This is a genomic window from Paraburkholderia sp. GAS82 (assembly GCF_050436285.1).
Classification (GTDB): Bacteria; Pseudomonadota; Gammaproteobacteria; order Burkholderiales; family Burkholderiaceae; genus Paraburkholderia; species Paraburkholderia phenazinium_B.
On sequence record NZ_JBNDLX010000001.1, the window covers coordinates 366465 to 381374 of the forward strand.

Here is a 14910-nt window from a genome sequence, read left to right on the forward strand (position 1 = left end):
TAAGAGGAATTGGCTGGCTTCGCGGGACTGGCTGGATTCGTGAGCACAGAACTGACTGGATCGCCGGAAATGCATGCAATTCGAACGATGGTTGCTTTGCTGGTTCCAGGGGCGCTTGCGGTGCGACATCTAGTCCCCCAGCATTGAACGAGCGCCGTAACACCTGCCTCGTCGTGCTTCACGATTTGCCAGATCTCGCTTCAGCGAGTCTCTCAGATTTCCAGCGCGGCGATTCCGGCGCGCGCGATTTCGGCGTCTTCCTCCGACTTCACACCCGATACGCTGACCGAACCGACGACCTCGCCCGCAACAACGATTGGCACGCCGCCTTCGAGGAAACCCATCATCGGCGCACTCAGGAAGGCGACGCGCCCCTGCTTGACAAGATCCTCATAGAACTTGCTTTCGCGGCGGCCCAATGCAGCCGTGCGGCCCTTCGCGAGCGCCATCTCGATCGAACTGAGCGTGGCGCCGTCGAGCCGGTTGAGGTGCAGCAGATGGCCGCCGTCGTCGAAGATGACGATCGTCACTGGCCAATTGCGGGCCAGTGCATGCCGCTCGGCGGCAGCGGCAATATTTTTAACGTCGTCGTTGGTCAGTACGGTCTTGGTTCTCATCGTTATCGAGGTGTCGTCAGGGAATGGATGTGCAGTTGAATGCGCGGTTTTATACGGGACTTGTTGCTTCTTCGGCGGCGAGCGCGGCTTTTACCGCGGCGCGTGCGCCGATGCGGTCCATGAAGCGTGCAAGTGACGGCCAGCGCTTGATGTCGATCGAGAAGTGCGGCAGCCACGTCAGTACCGTGTACAGATACGCGTCCGCCACGCCGAACTCCCCAAGCAGGCAGTCCTTGTGCGAGAGCGTGGCGTCGAGGTTATCCAGGCGCTTGTAAAACTTCTCCTTGATAATGTCTTTCACGTTCTCGGGAATATCGCTGCTGAACAGTGGGCTGCATCCGGCGTGGATTTCCGAAGTGACGAAATTCAGCACTTCCTGGAGCCGTACGCGTTCCCAGGTGCCGTTCGCCGGAGCGAGCTTCGCTTCGGGCTTCAGGTCGGCCAGGTATTGGAGGATTGCTGGGCCTTCGGTCAGCACCTCGCCGTTGTCGAGCACGAGCGCGGCGACATAACCCTTCGGGTTTACTTCGAGGAAGCTGCGACCCTCGGAGGTCTGCTTGGTCTTGTTGTTAACGCGGATCAGCTCGAACGGCAGGCCTAGTTCGCGAAGGACGATGTGCGGTGAGAGCGAGCATGCATTGGGAGCGAAGTAGAGTTTCATCAGTTTGGATCCTTCTGTGACGTTGAGACGCGCCGGGTGCAGCGGCGTTAGCTGCGCATCGTGTCGCGTTCGGTGGGTAAGACGATCCTAGAGCCCGCTAGAGCAGTACGCAAAGTTAGCATTCGACCGGGTGAGCATTAGCAATTCTTATGACCTTGTCGACATGCTCGTCCGCCACGACGGCGGGGACCGTCATGGGGCGCGGTTCGAGCGACGCGTGACGGCGCGCAGCGACCCGCGCTACTCCGCGTGCGTGTCGCAATTGATCGAAGAATGCGTGCATGGCAGGCGAGGGCCGGCCTGCTTCGGAGCAGACCAACCCGAACTCGCGATATATCGGCTTAGCGAGGTTCAGCACGCGCAGCCCCTGGCGCGCAAGCGGCAGCATCGATTCCGGCACGAGCGACAGACCCATGCCTTCGCGGATCAGTTCGAACGCGGTCGGCCAGTCGCGCACTGAGATGCGCAGATCGGACAGCGCGTAGCCCGCTTCCTCGAAGAGCCGCCGGCTGTTCAAGCGGCAGCCACCGGTGGCGAGCACGTACGGCTCGTCCGCCAGTTCCTCAAGCGCGACACCGATCGCGCTCGAGCGCCGCGCGAACGGGTGGCTGGTCGGCGCGACCACCACCCACATATCGCGGCCAAGTACGAACGCCTCGCGCTCGGCGCTGGGGTTCATCACCACGCCGACGTCTACCGTGCCGTCGGCGAGCCATGTCTCGATTTCCTCGTCGGTGCCGTCGAGCGTGACGACGTTAATGCCGGGATACTGCTGCCCGAATGATTGCAGGAAGCTTGGTAGCAGGCTTGTGAAGACCGACGGGAACGTCGCGAGCTTGATGCGTCCCGCATGCAGGCCGCGCGAAGTATCGACCAGTGTCTTGATCGACTCCCACTCGATCAGCATGCGCCGCGCCTGCGCGATCACCTGTTCACCGATCGCTGTCACAGTGGTGCGGCGTCGATCGCGCAACAGCACCTTCACGCCGAGCATGTCCTCCAGGTGGCTGATGGCCTGGCTCGCACCCGATTGCGTGATGCCGACCTGCGAGGCAGCCTTCGAGACACAGCCAGCATCGGCCACGGCCACCAGCAAACGCCAATGCATCAAATTCATCATGATCAGTAGTCCGACTTATGGTTGAAAGTTGAACAAGTAATTTCCCTTGCGGCAGGCCGCCGGGTAAGGTGATGATCTGCCCATCAAGCCCGCCGCCATGACACTAGGTCTTTCCCGCGATCCCTCCTCCGCTCCTGCGTCCGCGGCGCCTGCCGTGGCAGGCGCCGCGCTCGTCGCTGTTGCGCTCGGCTCGCTGATGACTGCGCTCGACGTGACGGCACTGAACGTCGCTCTGCCGGGCATCGGGCACTCGTTCGCGGTCGGCATCGACCGGCTCCAGTGGATCGCAGGCGCCTACACGCTGGTGTTCGCGAGCTTGCTGCTCGCGACCGGCTCGGCCAGCGACCGGCTCGGCGCGCGCAGCACCTTTGTGGTCGGCCTGGTCGTCTTCATGGGCGCGTCGATGGCCTGCGGCGGCGCACCCGGCATCGGCGCGCTGATTGCGGCGCGCGCGGCGCAGGGCCTGGGCGCGGCGATGATGCTGCCTAGTTCGATGGCGCTGCTCGCCGCCGCCTATCCCGACCCAGCCCGGCGCGCCCGCGCGATCGCACTGTGGGGCGGCATCTCGGCGGTCGGCCTGGTTGCCGGCCCGGTCGTCGGCGGCCTGCTCTGCGAACTGACGAACTGGCGCGCGATCTTCTATCTGAACGCGCCGTTCTCCCTGGTCGCGATCGGCGCCGCGCTGCGTTGCGGCGAGCAGCGCGCCGAGCATGCGCGCGCCTTCGATCCGTGTGGCGTGGCCTTGTCGGCGGTGGCACTTGCGGCCATCACATTCGCGCTGATCGAGGCGCCCGTGCTCGGCTGGCATGCACCGGCGATCGTCACAGCATTGGTCATGGGCATGGCGGCCGCTTGCGCGTTGGTCGCCTTCGAGCGGCGTGTCGCCGAGCCCATGCTGCCGCCGCAACTGTTCGCGTCGCGCCCCTTCGCGGCAACGGTCGGCATCGCGTTCCTGCAGACCTTTGCCTATTTCGGGACGCTGTTCGTGCTGCCCGTTGCGTTGCAGGTGCATGGCAGCGAGCCGCTGGCGGTGGGCCTGCGGCTCGCGCCGATGACGATCACGACAGGCGTAGCCGCAGCCCTTTCTGGACGCCTGGCCGAGGCGTTCGGCGCGCACCGCGTGATGGCGCTCGGCATGCTGGCCGGCGCCGTCGGTGCGCTCGTGTCGTGCCTGTTCGGCGTGGCGCGCGGACCTTTCACGCTGACCGCCTTGCTGCTCGGAACGGGCGGCGCGACGCTGCCGCTGATCGTTGCCTCGGCGCTCGCCGAGGTGCCGCCGCAGCGAGCCGGCATCGCCTCTGGGGTGGTTAATGCCGCGCGGCAGAGTGGCGGTGCGCTCGGCATCGCATGCCTTGGCGCGCTGATGAACAACGGCCGCGTCGATACTCGACTCGCGCTGCTCGCTATTGCGGCCGCGTTCTGCGGCGCCGCGGCGCTGAGCTTCGCGCGCCTTTATCGCCCTGCGCGCGGGACGGCCTCCGTCGAGGCCTGACAGACCGCTCGAAGAAGGCGGGATCGCCGTGCGCGGCGAGGGTCTCATCACGATCCCCAGCGCCGCACACTGCCGCTGTCGAGCCCGAGCAGGTCGAGCATGCGGCCGACACTGTGGTCAACGATGTCGTCGATCGATTCCGGCTTCGCGTAGAACGCCGGCACCGGAGGCATAACGATCGCACCCATCTCGGTCACCTGCGTCATCGAACGTAGGTGGCCGAGATGCAGCGGCGTCTCGCGCACCATCAACACCAGAGGGCGCCGCTCCTTGAGCGTGACGTCGGCAGCGCGTGACAGCAGGCCGCCGGTCACGCTCGTGGCGATCTCGGACAGGCTCTTGATCGAGCACGGCGCGATCATCATCCCCATGGTGCGGAACGAACCGCTGGCGATGGCCGCGCCTATGTCGGTCGATGCGTAGTGGACGCTTGCCAGGTCCTTGACCTGCTCGGCTGTCCACGGCAGTTCGTGGGTCAGCGTGACGTGCGCGGCGCGCGTCATGACAAGGTGCGTCTCGATCTCGAGGCGCCGCAGGCATTCCAGCGTGCGGATTCCGTACAGGATGCCGCTCGCGCCAGTGATGCCAACGACTACGCGCCGCACGGGTGCGGCCGCGCTCATGCTTCACCCTCGCTGTCTACCGTGTCGAAGCGCTCGACACGGGCCGGCTCGCCTGGCAGCCCGAGTTCGCGCCAGCGTTCGGCAACCTGCTGGTAGACTGATTCGCGCAGCAGCGTGCGGCGCGGCAATATCTTGAGGTGACGGTAGTCCTTGCAGGCGTTGATGAGCGCTTTGGAGCCGTACAGCCGCTTCTCGGGCGGGTTCTGCGAGGGGTCGAGCGGTGAACCACGTGTGTTGCGCAGAATGTCGATGTCGTCGACCGGGTTGGTACGCGTGCCCATCGCCCACAGCACCTGATCCATATCGGTCGGGTCGACATCGTCGTCCACGGCGATGATCCATTTCGTGACGTAGGCGCCGCCGGGCACCTGCGCCGCGAGCGATAGCGCCTGTGCGGCGTGGCCCGCGTAACGCTGTTCGAGACTGATGACGACCAGAGCGAACGCGCCGGCCGCAGCCGGATGGGCATAGACGCCCTTAATACCCTGAATGCCGAGCTTGTCGAGATCGGCCCAAATCTTCGCGGAGCGGATGGTCGAGAAGAACGCGCTCTGTTCGTTCGACGGATAGTCGGCCATCAACGCATTGGTCAGGATCGGTCGGTGGCGGAAGTGGAGCGCCGTCACCTCGATCAGCGGGCAGTTGATGTCCTTGGTGCCGTAGTAGCCGGTGAATTCGCCGAACGGACCCTCCTCCTTCGTCGCGCCTGGATGGATCAGCCCTTCCATGACGATCTCGGCCGCGGCCGGCACCAGCAGGTCGGATTGCGTCGCGCGAACCACGTCGATGGCGCGACCCTTGATGCCGCCCGCAAAGCCATATTCCGACACGCCCGGCGGCAGCGATTGCGAGCCCGCCACCATCAGCAGCGGATCAACGCCCCAGGCCGCCGCGACTGGCAGCGCCTCGCCGCGCGCCCAGGCCAGGTGGATATGGCGTAGTGCGTCCTTGCCCGGCGCCAGCGAAAGGCCGACCTGGCGCGGTCCCTGGATCATCATCCGGTAGGTGCCGACGTTCAGGTAGCCCGATTCGAGATCGCGAGTGATGACGGCGTCGGCCGTGCCCGCATAGCGGCCGCCGTCGCGCGGCCAATGCTGCGGGATTGGCAGCTTCGAAAGGTCGATGTCGGCGCCGTACAGGCTGTTCTGGTAGAGCGGCGCCTCGGCGGCTGGCCCTTCGCACGGGTCGATCGCAACGCGCAGCTTCTCCTTGGTGCGGCGGATCAGTTCCAGCGTGGGCGTGGCAGGGTCTTCCTCGAGCGTGATCGCGGTGCGCGCGACGCTGGGTCCGAACAGGTTCCAGAGATGGCGAAAGCCGTAGGGCTTCGCGTCGGTGTCGAATAGCACGGCGGGCGAGGTTTCGGTCTTCGCTAGTAGATAGGTGATCGCGCTCATTTCCTCGCGGGCGTCGACGGGTGCGTCGATCCGTTGCAACTCGCCGATGCGCTCGACGCGGGCCAGCCAGTCGCGCAAGTCGGCGACCGGTCCAGTGTTGTCAGTCATGTGGGACTCCGTATTCTTGGAAGATTGACGAAAGGACGATGCCTTCGCATCGTCCTTTCGTGCCCGGCAAGGCGGGGGGCCTTACTTGCCGTCGATCGAGTATTTGCCTGGCCCGAGCGCGCATAGGAACAGGAAGCCGGCCGAGATGCTGATGTTCTTGAAGAAGTGGACGAAGAAGGCGTGATGCTCGGCCGGATTCGTCGAATTCCAGAACGCGTGGCCGATGATGCCGGTGCCGATCGTATAGACGGCGAACAGCGCAGCGAGCGGGCGCGTCCAGAAACCGAACAGCAGCACGAGGCCGCCGAAGAATTCGATGACGGTTGCGACGATCGCCGTGAATTCTGGCACCGGTGCATGGACCGAGCGCAGGTAGGCGAGCACCGTAGCGTGATCGGTCAGGTAGGTCCAGCCGAAATAGAGATAGATCGCGAGGATCATGATCCTCGCGAGCAGGATCATGGCGTCGCGCTGGTCTTCCAGGAAGTGGTAGCGAAGCGTTGTCATTGTTGTGCTCCTGTGCATGGGTAAGCTCCGGTCCGGCGGTCCGCCGGACCGGCACGTGTCAGGCGGTCGCTAGCGTGGCACCGGCGTTGCGATTGACGGCGTTGTCGAGTTGCGGCTCGCCGTCCAACACGCTCAGCGCGTTGACGACGGCGAACTGCGCCATGCGCTCGACCGCCTCGCGCGTGACTCCCGCCAGATGCGGCGAGCAGATCACGTTTGACATCTCCAGCAATGGGTTGCCTGGTGCGGGTGGCTCGGGCACGAACACGTCTATGGCCGCGCCGGCGAGACGTCCGTTCGACAGCTTCTCGGCCAGCGCGTTTTCGTCGACGATGCCGCCGCGCGCCGTGTTGATGAGGAACGCACCATGCCGGAACCGGGCTAGGCGCGCTGCGTCGATCAGGCCGATCGTCTCGGTCGTCTTCGGGCAGTGCAGCGTGACAAACTCGGCGCCGGGCAATGCCGCATCGATATCGGCGACCGGATCGACACCGGCTGCGCGCAGCGCGTCGTGGGCCACGTACGGGTCATAGGCGCGCACGCGCATACCGAAGGCTTGACACAGCCGTGCGACGCGTGAGCCGATCCGGCCGAATCCGACGATCAGCACCTCACGGCCGCGTAGTTCACCCGGCAGATAGCGGTAGCGTTCGTGCCATCGGTTCATCCGAACCAGCGCGTCGAGTTCGTGCACGCGCTTGGTGAGCGCGAGCATGGACGATAACGTGTGCTCGGCGACTGTGTCGCAGTTCGCGCCGGTGCCGATCATGACCGGGATGCCGGCCGCGCTCATGGCCGGCACGTCCACGGCGTCATAGCCGACGCCGATCCGCGACACCACCTGCAGGCCCTTGGCGGCTGCGAGTTCGGAGCGACCGAAGGCGGTCAGGCCGAGGATCACGCCGTGCACGACCGGCTGGGCGGCCAGCAGGGCGCGAAACGCGTCCTGCCCGATCGTGTTGGCGAACTCGATCACTTCGACATCCTCTCGAGCGGCGAGGATATCCTTGCCCGTATGCCCGAGAATGTGCGCGACCAGCAGCCGTTTCTTGCCGCCGTTGGCGTTTGCCTGGGAATCCGTCATGCCGTCACCCCCTCTTCCTGCGTGGCGAAGAATCCACCGTCGTTGATACCGATCCGATGCATGATGCGTTCAGCCTCGCGCGGCAGATCGGTCGCGCAGTGGATCACCGAGCGGTTATCCCAGATCAGGAGATCGTTCGTTCCCCAGTGGTAGGTGAAAATATGTCTGGGCTGCAGCACGTGGGCGAAGATCTCGCCGAGCAACGCGCGACTGTCTTCGTCCGAATATCCCTCTATATGCGTGGTGTAGCCGGGGCTCAAGTAGAGCGTTTCGTGGCCCGTGTGGCGATGACGCACGATGGTCGGATGCGAGACGGCCGGGAACGTGGTGGCTAGGCGCTGGAAGATCTCCTGCACCGATTCACCGAGATCGCTCTGCTTGACCTTATAGGTCCAGCGCACGTCGTGCGTCGCCTGACGACCCTCAATGCGCTTCCGCAGGCGCGCCGGCAGCGTGCGCAGCGCCTCCTGCATGTCGATGAACAGCGTGTCGCCCTGGCCTTCGCCGTCTGGCACGCGCTGCGCGTGCAGGAAAGTGAGCGGCAGCGGTTCGGTCAGATACGAGGAATCGCTGTGCCACATGTTGCCGAGCTTGCGTGCGCCTACCGATAGACCGCTGGCGCCCCCGTTCCGGTTGTCGATCACGAGGATGTTCGGGTAGTCGGGGTCGTGATAGTTCTTGAGCCGAAACTGTTCTGGTTCGCCGAAGTGCCGGCCGAAACCCAGATACGCGTCGCGATTCATCGGCTGTTTCTTCAGCGCGACGACCTTGCGTGAGTACGTCAGCTCGCGGATCGCGGCGATTTCGCGGTCCGTTGCCGCGGCGATGTCGAAATCGACGATCGCCGTCGCGAACGATTGACCCAGATCGATTTTTTTCATGTGTATGTTCCCGAAACGGATGGCGTCAGACGAGCGCCGGCGCGGCTTCGCCCGAACCCGCAATGGCCACGCGATTGATCTCCATCGTCTCCTCGCTCTCGGCCGCGCGCAGCAGGGCGGAAAGCTCGCGTATGTCGTCTGGATCGTGTGCTGCTGTGACAGCCATGCGTAGTGCAGCCTCGCCACGCGGTACGGTCGGGAAGAACACCACCGAGGCGTAATGACCGCGTTCGAGCAGATATTCGCCTGTTGCGATTGCGCGCTCCTCATTGCCGATGCGGTAGATGCGGATCGGCAACTGACTGCCGATCGTCTCGGTCGGGATCACGTGATCGAATAGAGCCAGGTTCTGCTGCAGGGAACGTTGCAGCATGCCGAGTTCCTCACTCATGTGGATCTCGGCCGATGCCAGCGCCGCACCCACCGAAGCCATGCTCGGCGCGCATGAGAAACCGTAGGTTGGCGCATAACGGCGCACAGCGTTTTCGATGTCGCGCGAGCCGAGCATCAACATGCCACCTGCTGCGCCGTAGCCTTTCCCGAGCGAGGCTGCGACGATCGTGCGGTGATCGAGTGAGCGTAGTTGCGAGCGAACGAAACCTTCGCCGCGCTTGCCGACGACCGAGATGCCGTGTGCGTCGTCGAGATAGACGAACAAGCCATACTTGTCCTGCAGCGCGCGTAGTTCGCGCACAGGTGCCGCGCCACCCATCGAGTAGGCGCCGTCGCCGACATAGGCGACCAGCGGATGGGTCTGGCACAGACGCTCGAGCTGTTCGAGATCGTTGTGCTCGATCACGATCACATCGGTTTCCTCACGCAGCACAGGGATATGATATTGCAGTGTGACGTGGGCGAAGCGGTCGAATACGATCAGTGGCTTGACACCATCCGTGAACAGGCCCGCCGCGAGCAGCGGTAGCGCGCCCATGTTGGCGGCTGCAACAGTCGGGAACACGACCACGCCGTTGACATGGAACAGGTTCGACAGCGTGCGTTCCAGACGGGCCAGTGGTTCTGCTGACAGGCGTGTGCGCGCCACCGAGAAGTGCACCGACTTGATCTCGTCGGCCGCGGCGCGAGCGGCGGCGAGCACACGCGGATGGCTGTCGAGGTTCAGATAGCCGCAACGTGTGTAGTCAACCACCTGCTGCCCGGTGGCCGCGATTTCGATGCGACGAAAATCGCCCACGCGGCACGATACGCCCATCAATCCTTTCTCATATGCTGCATTAAAATGAGGTCCGCTAATTTCTGCCATTCTTGCTGCATTACGCGCCCTCGGTTTAGTCAACGCGCCGATGTCGATATTATTGAGATTATTCATTGGTATATCCGTCGATTGAATATGCTGCTTACGGGTGGGATTTACGGCAAAGATACGGCGCGAAGCATCGCAAGAAGCCAGCTTCTCGGCAAATGACATCTTGCGTGCTACCATATGAGAAATTGTCATGGGCCTGGTTTCAGTGCGCCGGTTCGTTGATTTAATCATCCAGGTGACATGTTTTCTGTCGGAAAACTTTGATATGCCCACAACCGGTTAATACCGTTCGAATCTCTGCTGCTAAAGCTCTGTTTCTTTACCGCTACCCAGTACACGGTGCGATCCAATGGCGGGAAAACTTCCATCACTGAACGGTCTGAAAGTATTTGAATGTGCGGCGCGTCATATGAGTTTCACGAAAGCGGCCTCCGAACTGAACGTCACACAGACGGCGATCAGCCATCAGGTCCGGCGTCTCGAGGATGAACTGGGAATCCGCCTGTTTCACCGCTTCAAAGAGCGGCTCGAACTGACTGCCTCGGGGCAGGCCTATCTGCAAGGTGTGAGCCTTGCGTTCGATCAACTGCGTTTTTCCACCGAGCAATTGCTCGAGGGCTGTAATAACAACACGCTCACCATTTCCACACTTGCCACGTTTGCGTCAAAATGGTTGCTGCCGCGTCTGGGCTCGTTTCGTCTCGAGCATCCCGAGATCGACATTCGCGTAAGCGCCTCTACCGACCTCGTCGATTTCGTGGTCGGCGGCGCCGACACGGCAATTCGTTACGGCAGCGGTGAATGGAAAGGGCTGCGCGCCGACTGGCTGATGGCCGATGAGATTTTCCCCGTATGCAGTCCGAAGTTGCTGACGGGCAAACATCCGCTCACAAGCATCGACAATCTCGCCCATCACACGCTGCTGCAGGTGAGCGGAGTGACCAGCAACGACTGGAGCATCTGGCTCGAGGCGGCCGGGCTACCTGCCAACCTGGCGGGTGGCCCGCGCCTCACTTTCGATCTCGCGCTGATGGCCATGCAGACCGCCGCAGACGGCCAGGGCGTATGCATCGGCCGGCGCGCCTATGTCGAGGACGACCTGCGCGCCGGCCGACTGGTCGCGCCGTTCGGCAAGTCGGTCACGACCGATCGCGCCTTCTATCTCGTCTCGCCGCGCGATCTCGCTAACTGCGCGAAGGTCGTCGCGTTGCGCTCCTGGCTTACCGGCGTGATCGGACATGCAGAAAGTCGGCCCGACAATCATGTTGCCGATTTTGACGACGAAGTTGAACCTGGCGATGCTGAGGTCGCGAAAGTGCGTGAATGACATCAGCGGAAACGCCATTCGATTTTCGGCGAACTATCCGTATTGATCGGCGTCAGGACGACGATTTTCGTGGCGTTCCCGATGCGCAACCCCTTCCGTTCCCGGACCCGTGCGTCTTTGCCACCACGCACCGCCCGGCCTGCTGCGTGTCATCAATTCGGCTTCACGAACCTCAACGTCATGCGATCCGATTCCCCAATCGCGGCAAAGCGCGCCTTATCGACACTGCCGCCTTCGTAGGTCGGCGGCAGGGACCAGACGCCGTGCGGATAGTCCTTGGTGTCGCGCGGATTGCTGTTGATCTCGCTGCTGCCGGCCAGCTTGAACCCGGCGGCCTGCGCATGTTCAATCACGTAGGCTTCGGTGACATAGCCGCTGTCGATCATCTGTTGCAGCGACGTGCCCGGCGCCGCGCGATGCTCTTCGACGCCGAGGATGCCACCCGGCTTCAGCGCGCGGTAGAACGCTTGCAGGTTGGCGTCGATCTGGCCGTCCTTGATCCAGTTGTGGATATTGCGGAACGTGAGAACGCGGTCGACGTTGCCGTTCGCCTCGAAGCCATTGAACTGTCCCGCCTGCAGCGTGCCGACGACGACCTTGCCGTAGAGGGCCGGTGTCGCCGCCAGCTTGCGGGCGAATGCGGCGTCACCTGCCTTCTCTTCTGCCGCGGCGGCCGGCGACGGGCTTTCGTATTCGGCCTCGTAGAGCGTGCCGTGATCGTGCAGGTAGGGCGCGAGAATGTCCGTGTACCAGCCGCCACCCGGCGCAATTTCGAGGACCGTTTGCGTCGGCGCGATCTCGAAGAACTGCAGCGTGCCTTGCGGATGGCGATAGACGTCGCGCGCCTTCGCGGCGTCGCTGCGCTGCGGGCCGGCGACGGCCGAGGCTAGCGAGCTATCGTTCGATGGGACGCACGCGCAGGCCGCAACGAGTAGCGTGGCGGTCAGTCCGGCGAGGGTGTTGCGCAGCGTGCGAAGCATCGGATGGGAGTGGTGAGTCATGGCGCCTGTGATGGGTTCGGGTGGGCCGCAATGCAAACGGCAACAGGCGTAAAGATAAGCGTTTGTGGCGCGCTTTGCACGCGGGCGCGGTTTCAGCAGGTTCCGTGGATTCGGCGTATCGTAACTCGCCAGTTAGCCGATCAACCGGAGAGTCCTGCATGTCTAGCCAGCCACGCCCGCCACGCCAGTTGCGCCTCGGCGCCTTCATGCGCCCTGTGACGATCCATACCGGCGCATGGCGCTATCCGGGCGCCTACCCCGACGCCAACTTCAACTTCTCGCACATGAAGCGCTTCGCACAGACACTCGAGCGTGGACGTTTCGACGCGTTTTTCATGGCCGATCATCTGGCCGTGCTCAACATGCCGGTGGAGGCGCTCAAACGCAGTCACACGGTCACCTCGTTCGAACCGATGACCTTGTTGCCGGCGCTCGCCGCCGTGACCGAGCGTCTCGGCCTGATCGCCACGGGGTCTACGACGTTCGACGCGCCTTATCACGTCGCGCGCCGCTTTGCCTCGCTCGATCACATCAGCGGCGGCCGCGCGGGCTGGAATCTCGTCACCACCTCGAACCCGGACGCCGCGCTCAACTTTGGTCTCGAAGAACATGTTGAGCATGACGAACGATATCGCCGCGCGCGCGAGTTCTTCGATGTCGTCACCGGACTGTGGGACAGCTGGGCCGACGATGCGCTGATTCGCGACGTCGAGTCCGGCATCTTCTTCGATCCGGACAAGCTGCATGTGCTCGATCACAAGGGCGAATACTATTCGGTGCGCGGGCCGCTCAACATTGCACGTCCGGTGCAGGGCTGGCCTGTGATCGTCCAGGCCGGTTCATCCGAAGCGGGACGGCAGATCGCCGCCGAAACTGCAGAGGCGGTTTTCACTGCGCAGACGACGCTTGCGGACGGTCAACGCTTTTACGCAGATGTCAAAGGCCGCATGGAGAAACTCGGGCGCTCGCGTGACCATATGAAGATTCTGCCGGCCGCGTTCGTGGTGGTTGGCGACACGCTCGATGAGGCGCTGGAAAAGCGCGCACGTCTGGACACATTCGTGCATTACGACAGCGGTATCGCGTCGCTTTCCATCGCACTCGGACACGATGTGTCGGGCTTCGATCCAGATGGTCCGCTGCCGGAAATTCCCGAGAGCAATGCGAGCCGCACGAGCCGCTTGCGCGTCGTTGAATGGGCCGAGCGCGACAAGCTCACCATCCGTCAACTGGCGCAGCGCATCGGCGGTTATTCAGGACTGGAAATGGTGGGCACGCCCGCGATGATCGCCGATCAGATGGAGGCGTGGCTGGTCGGCGAAGGCTCGGATGGTTTCAACGTAATGTTCCCGTACCTGCCTGGCGGCCTCGACGATTTCGTCGACAAGGTAATTCCCGAGTTGCAGCGCAGAGGTATTTTCCGGCGTGAATACGAAGGCGCAACGTTACGCGAAAATCTTGGGCTGCCGCGGCCGGAGAACCGGTTTTTCCGCACGTGACTGCGGGTTACCGATGGCACCCCTGAAACGGAGGTGAAACGTAAACAGCATACGGCTTTTCAAGCGAAGTGAAGGGGCGAAACACGAAGGTTGAAACCAGCCGCGCGCGGCCTGCGTATAAAGGATGCGTACATGGCAGTCCTGCCATGCAAGAGCATCGCGACTCGTCTATGCTGGTACAAGGTCCGGTCGAATTACTGCAGCTAATTTGGCAGATGAGTTTGCAGATATGTTTGCGCGCAATCTTGCGGGCAATGCGGCGTACGCGACCCACTTCACTTTGTCGGAGGCAACATGGAACTAACATCGAAGAAGTTTTGGCAGGCCGTATTGTGTGCGGCAGCGTTGGGCGTCGCGGCTCAAGCAGGCGCGCAGGGGCTTTCTCCGCAGGACGATGTGAATGCCCCTCAGAACGGCAAGCAGTTGATGCCGAACGCGGCGCTGGGCAGCGAATATCCGTCGCACGGCAATCAGCAGGCCGGTGAAATGAACCTCAACCCGGTGGATCCGCGCGCGCAACTGGCCAATGGACTGCCGAACAATGTGGAGGCGGGCGGGTACGGCGCGCCGCTCGCCGGTGTGCGCACCGCTGTGGCCCCGTCGAACTGAGCGTATGTGCGCATGATCCGCAGGTGCGGATCATGCGTCCGGCTTTCAGGCGCGCAGCGCGGCCCGTACGCTACAATGCCGACAGCCTGAAAACCGGAATATCAATGAAGATCCGCACTCTATCTATCGCATGCGTAACGACCGCCGCCGTGGTGCTCGCGGGGTGCACGGCAGTCTACAAGAACACCGACGCGTGTGAACAGGCGATGCGCAGCAAGCTGGCTGACGTGTCGCCTGAGCAGATGCCCGAGGCGTCGATCGACAAGCTGTCCGTCGATCACACGGGTACCGGCATCCACGGTTCGCGGGTGGTGGTCGAGGCGTCGCTGTCGCATATGCAGACGGCTTCGGAAGTCGCGGCGGCGTCGGCGCCCAAGGGGGCCTCGGGGGCTGCGGCGGCTTCGGCTGTTTCAGTGGCCTCCGCTAGTCCGCGGGCGTCGCACGGGCAGATGGCTTCGGCGGCGGCCGCTGCTGCGGTGGACTCGTCGGTTGCGGCGTCGGACGCGGTGAGCACGACGGCCAAGCCAGCCACGGTCGTCGCAGCTGCGTCGGGCGCCTCTGCGGCGGCGGCGAATGGCAAACCGGTCAAGCCCAAGAAGGTGGTCAAGTCTGCCGCTGTCGAATGCAGGTTCGACGGCCTGAATCTGGCGTCGTTCCGTTGGCTGGCGCCCCCGGAACTCGTGAAGACCAACGACACCGCCGCGAGCGATACCCAGGAATAAC

The 14910-nt window shown here is 63.4% G+C and carries 15 protein-coding genes; 5 read left to right on the forward strand and 10 right to left on the reverse strand.

The features are described from left to right. Window positions 1-212: 212 nt before the first annotated feature. From P3T17_RS01740 to P3T17_RS01750, 3 genes are all read right to left on the reverse strand, one after another. Window positions 213-617: a heme-binding protein gene (locus P3T17_RS01740; RefSeq protein ID WP_429404326.1), complete on the reverse strand. Its 405-nt coding sequence runs from the start codon at window positions 615-617 to the stop codon at window positions 213-215. Window positions 618-666: 49 nt separating this feature from the next. Continuing rightward, window positions 667-1278: a glutathione transferase GstA gene (gene gstA / locus P3T17_RS01745; RefSeq protein ID WP_429404328.1), complete on the reverse strand. Its 612-nt coding sequence runs from the start codon at window positions 1276-1278 to the stop codon at window positions 667-669. A gap of 115 nt (window positions 1279-1393) precedes the next feature. Continuing rightward, window positions 1394-2398 carry a LysR family transcriptional regulator gene (locus P3T17_RS01750; RefSeq protein WP_429404330.1) on the reverse strand — a complete coding sequence of 335 codons (1005 nt, stop codon included), beginning with the start codon at window positions 2396-2398 and terminating at the stop codon, window positions 1394-1396. Window positions 2399-2552: 154 nt separating this feature from the next. Here P3T17_RS01750 and P3T17_RS01755 point away from each other — a divergent pair, with 154 nt between their 5' ends. Then, a complete protein-coding gene (locus P3T17_RS01755; protein ID WP_429404331.1) occupies window positions 2553-3890 on the forward strand; it encodes an MFS transporter in 1338 nt (445 codons plus the stop codon). 47 nt (window positions 3891-3937) lie between these two features. On the opposite strand, the gene P3T17_RS01760 is transcribed toward P3T17_RS01755, so the two are convergent. The 6 genes from P3T17_RS01760 to P3T17_RS01785 all read right to left on the reverse strand — a co-directional run bounded on the left by P3T17_RS01760 (window position 3938) and on the right by P3T17_RS01785 (window position 9814). Further along, window positions 3938-4513, reverse strand: a complete 576-nt coding sequence (locus P3T17_RS01760; protein ID WP_429404333.1) for a UbiX family flavin prenyltransferase — start codon at window positions 4511-4513, stop codon at window positions 3938-3940. Next, complete coding sequence (locus tag P3T17_RS01765) at window positions 4510-6015, reverse strand: UbiD family decarboxylase (RefSeq protein ID WP_429404335.1); 1506 nt, start codon at window positions 6013-6015, stop codon at window positions 4510-4512. The genes P3T17_RS01760 and P3T17_RS01765 overlap by 4 nt, the downstream gene beginning before the upstream one ends. 81 nt (window positions 6016-6096) lie before the next feature. Next, entirely contained in the window at window positions 6097-6522 is a 426-nt protein-coding gene (locus tag P3T17_RS01770) for a DoxX family protein (protein WP_429404337.1), read from the reverse strand. A gap of 58 nt (window positions 6523-6580) precedes the next feature. Next, window positions 6581-7606 carry a hydroxyacid dehydrogenase gene (locus tag P3T17_RS01775; protein WP_429404339.1) on the reverse strand — a complete coding sequence of 342 codons (1026 nt, stop codon included), beginning with the start codon at window positions 7604-7606 and terminating at the stop codon, window positions 6581-6583. Then, window positions 7603-8487, reverse strand: a complete 885-nt coding sequence (locus tag P3T17_RS01780; RefSeq protein WP_429404341.1) for a TauD/TfdA dioxygenase family protein — start codon at window positions 8485-8487, stop codon at window positions 7603-7605. Before P3T17_RS01780 ends, P3T17_RS01775 begins: the two co-directional genes overlap by 4 nt. A 25-nt stretch (window positions 8488-8512) precedes the next feature. Beyond that, window positions 8513-9814, reverse strand: coding sequence for an aminotransferase class I/II-fold pyridoxal phosphate-dependent enzyme (locus P3T17_RS01785; protein WP_429404343.1), 1302 nt, complete (start codon window positions 9812-9814; stop codon window positions 8513-8515). Window positions 9815-10100: 286 nt separating this feature from the next. Between P3T17_RS01785 and P3T17_RS01790 the strand changes: the two genes are divergently transcribed. Next, the gene (locus P3T17_RS01790; RefSeq protein WP_429404345.1) at window positions 10101-11078 is read left to right on the forward strand and encodes a transcriptional regulator GcvA; all 978 of its coding nucleotides are present in this window, start codon (window positions 10101-10103) and stop codon (window positions 11076-11078) included. Window positions 11079-11230: 152 nt separating this feature from the next. Here the strand turns inward: P3T17_RS01790 and P3T17_RS01795 are convergent, their stop codons facing one another. Continuing rightward, window positions 11231-12079: a class I SAM-dependent methyltransferase gene (locus P3T17_RS01795; RefSeq protein ID WP_429404347.1), complete on the reverse strand. Its 849-nt coding sequence runs from the start codon at window positions 12077-12079 to the stop codon at window positions 11231-11233. 158 nt (window positions 12080-12237) lie between these two features. Here P3T17_RS01795 and P3T17_RS01800 point away from each other — a divergent pair, with 158 nt between their 5' ends. From P3T17_RS01800 to P3T17_RS01810, 3 genes are all read left to right on the forward strand, one after another. Beyond that, window positions 12238-13578: an LLM class flavin-dependent oxidoreductase gene (locus P3T17_RS01800; protein ID WP_074264061.1), complete on the forward strand. Its 1341-nt coding sequence runs from the start codon at window positions 12238-12240 to the stop codon at window positions 13576-13578. Between the two features lie 294 nt (window positions 13579-13872). Further along, window positions 13873-14187 carry a hypothetical protein gene (locus tag P3T17_RS01805; protein WP_429404349.1) on the forward strand — a complete coding sequence of 105 codons (315 nt, stop codon included), beginning with the start codon at window positions 13873-13875 and terminating at the stop codon, window positions 14185-14187. 104 nt (window positions 14188-14291) lie between these two features. After that, window positions 14292-14909 carry a hypothetical protein gene (locus P3T17_RS01810; RefSeq protein ID WP_429404351.1) on the forward strand — a complete coding sequence of 206 codons (618 nt, stop codon included), beginning with the start codon at window positions 14292-14294 and terminating at the stop codon, window positions 14907-14909. Window position 14910: the final 1 nt, after the last annotated feature.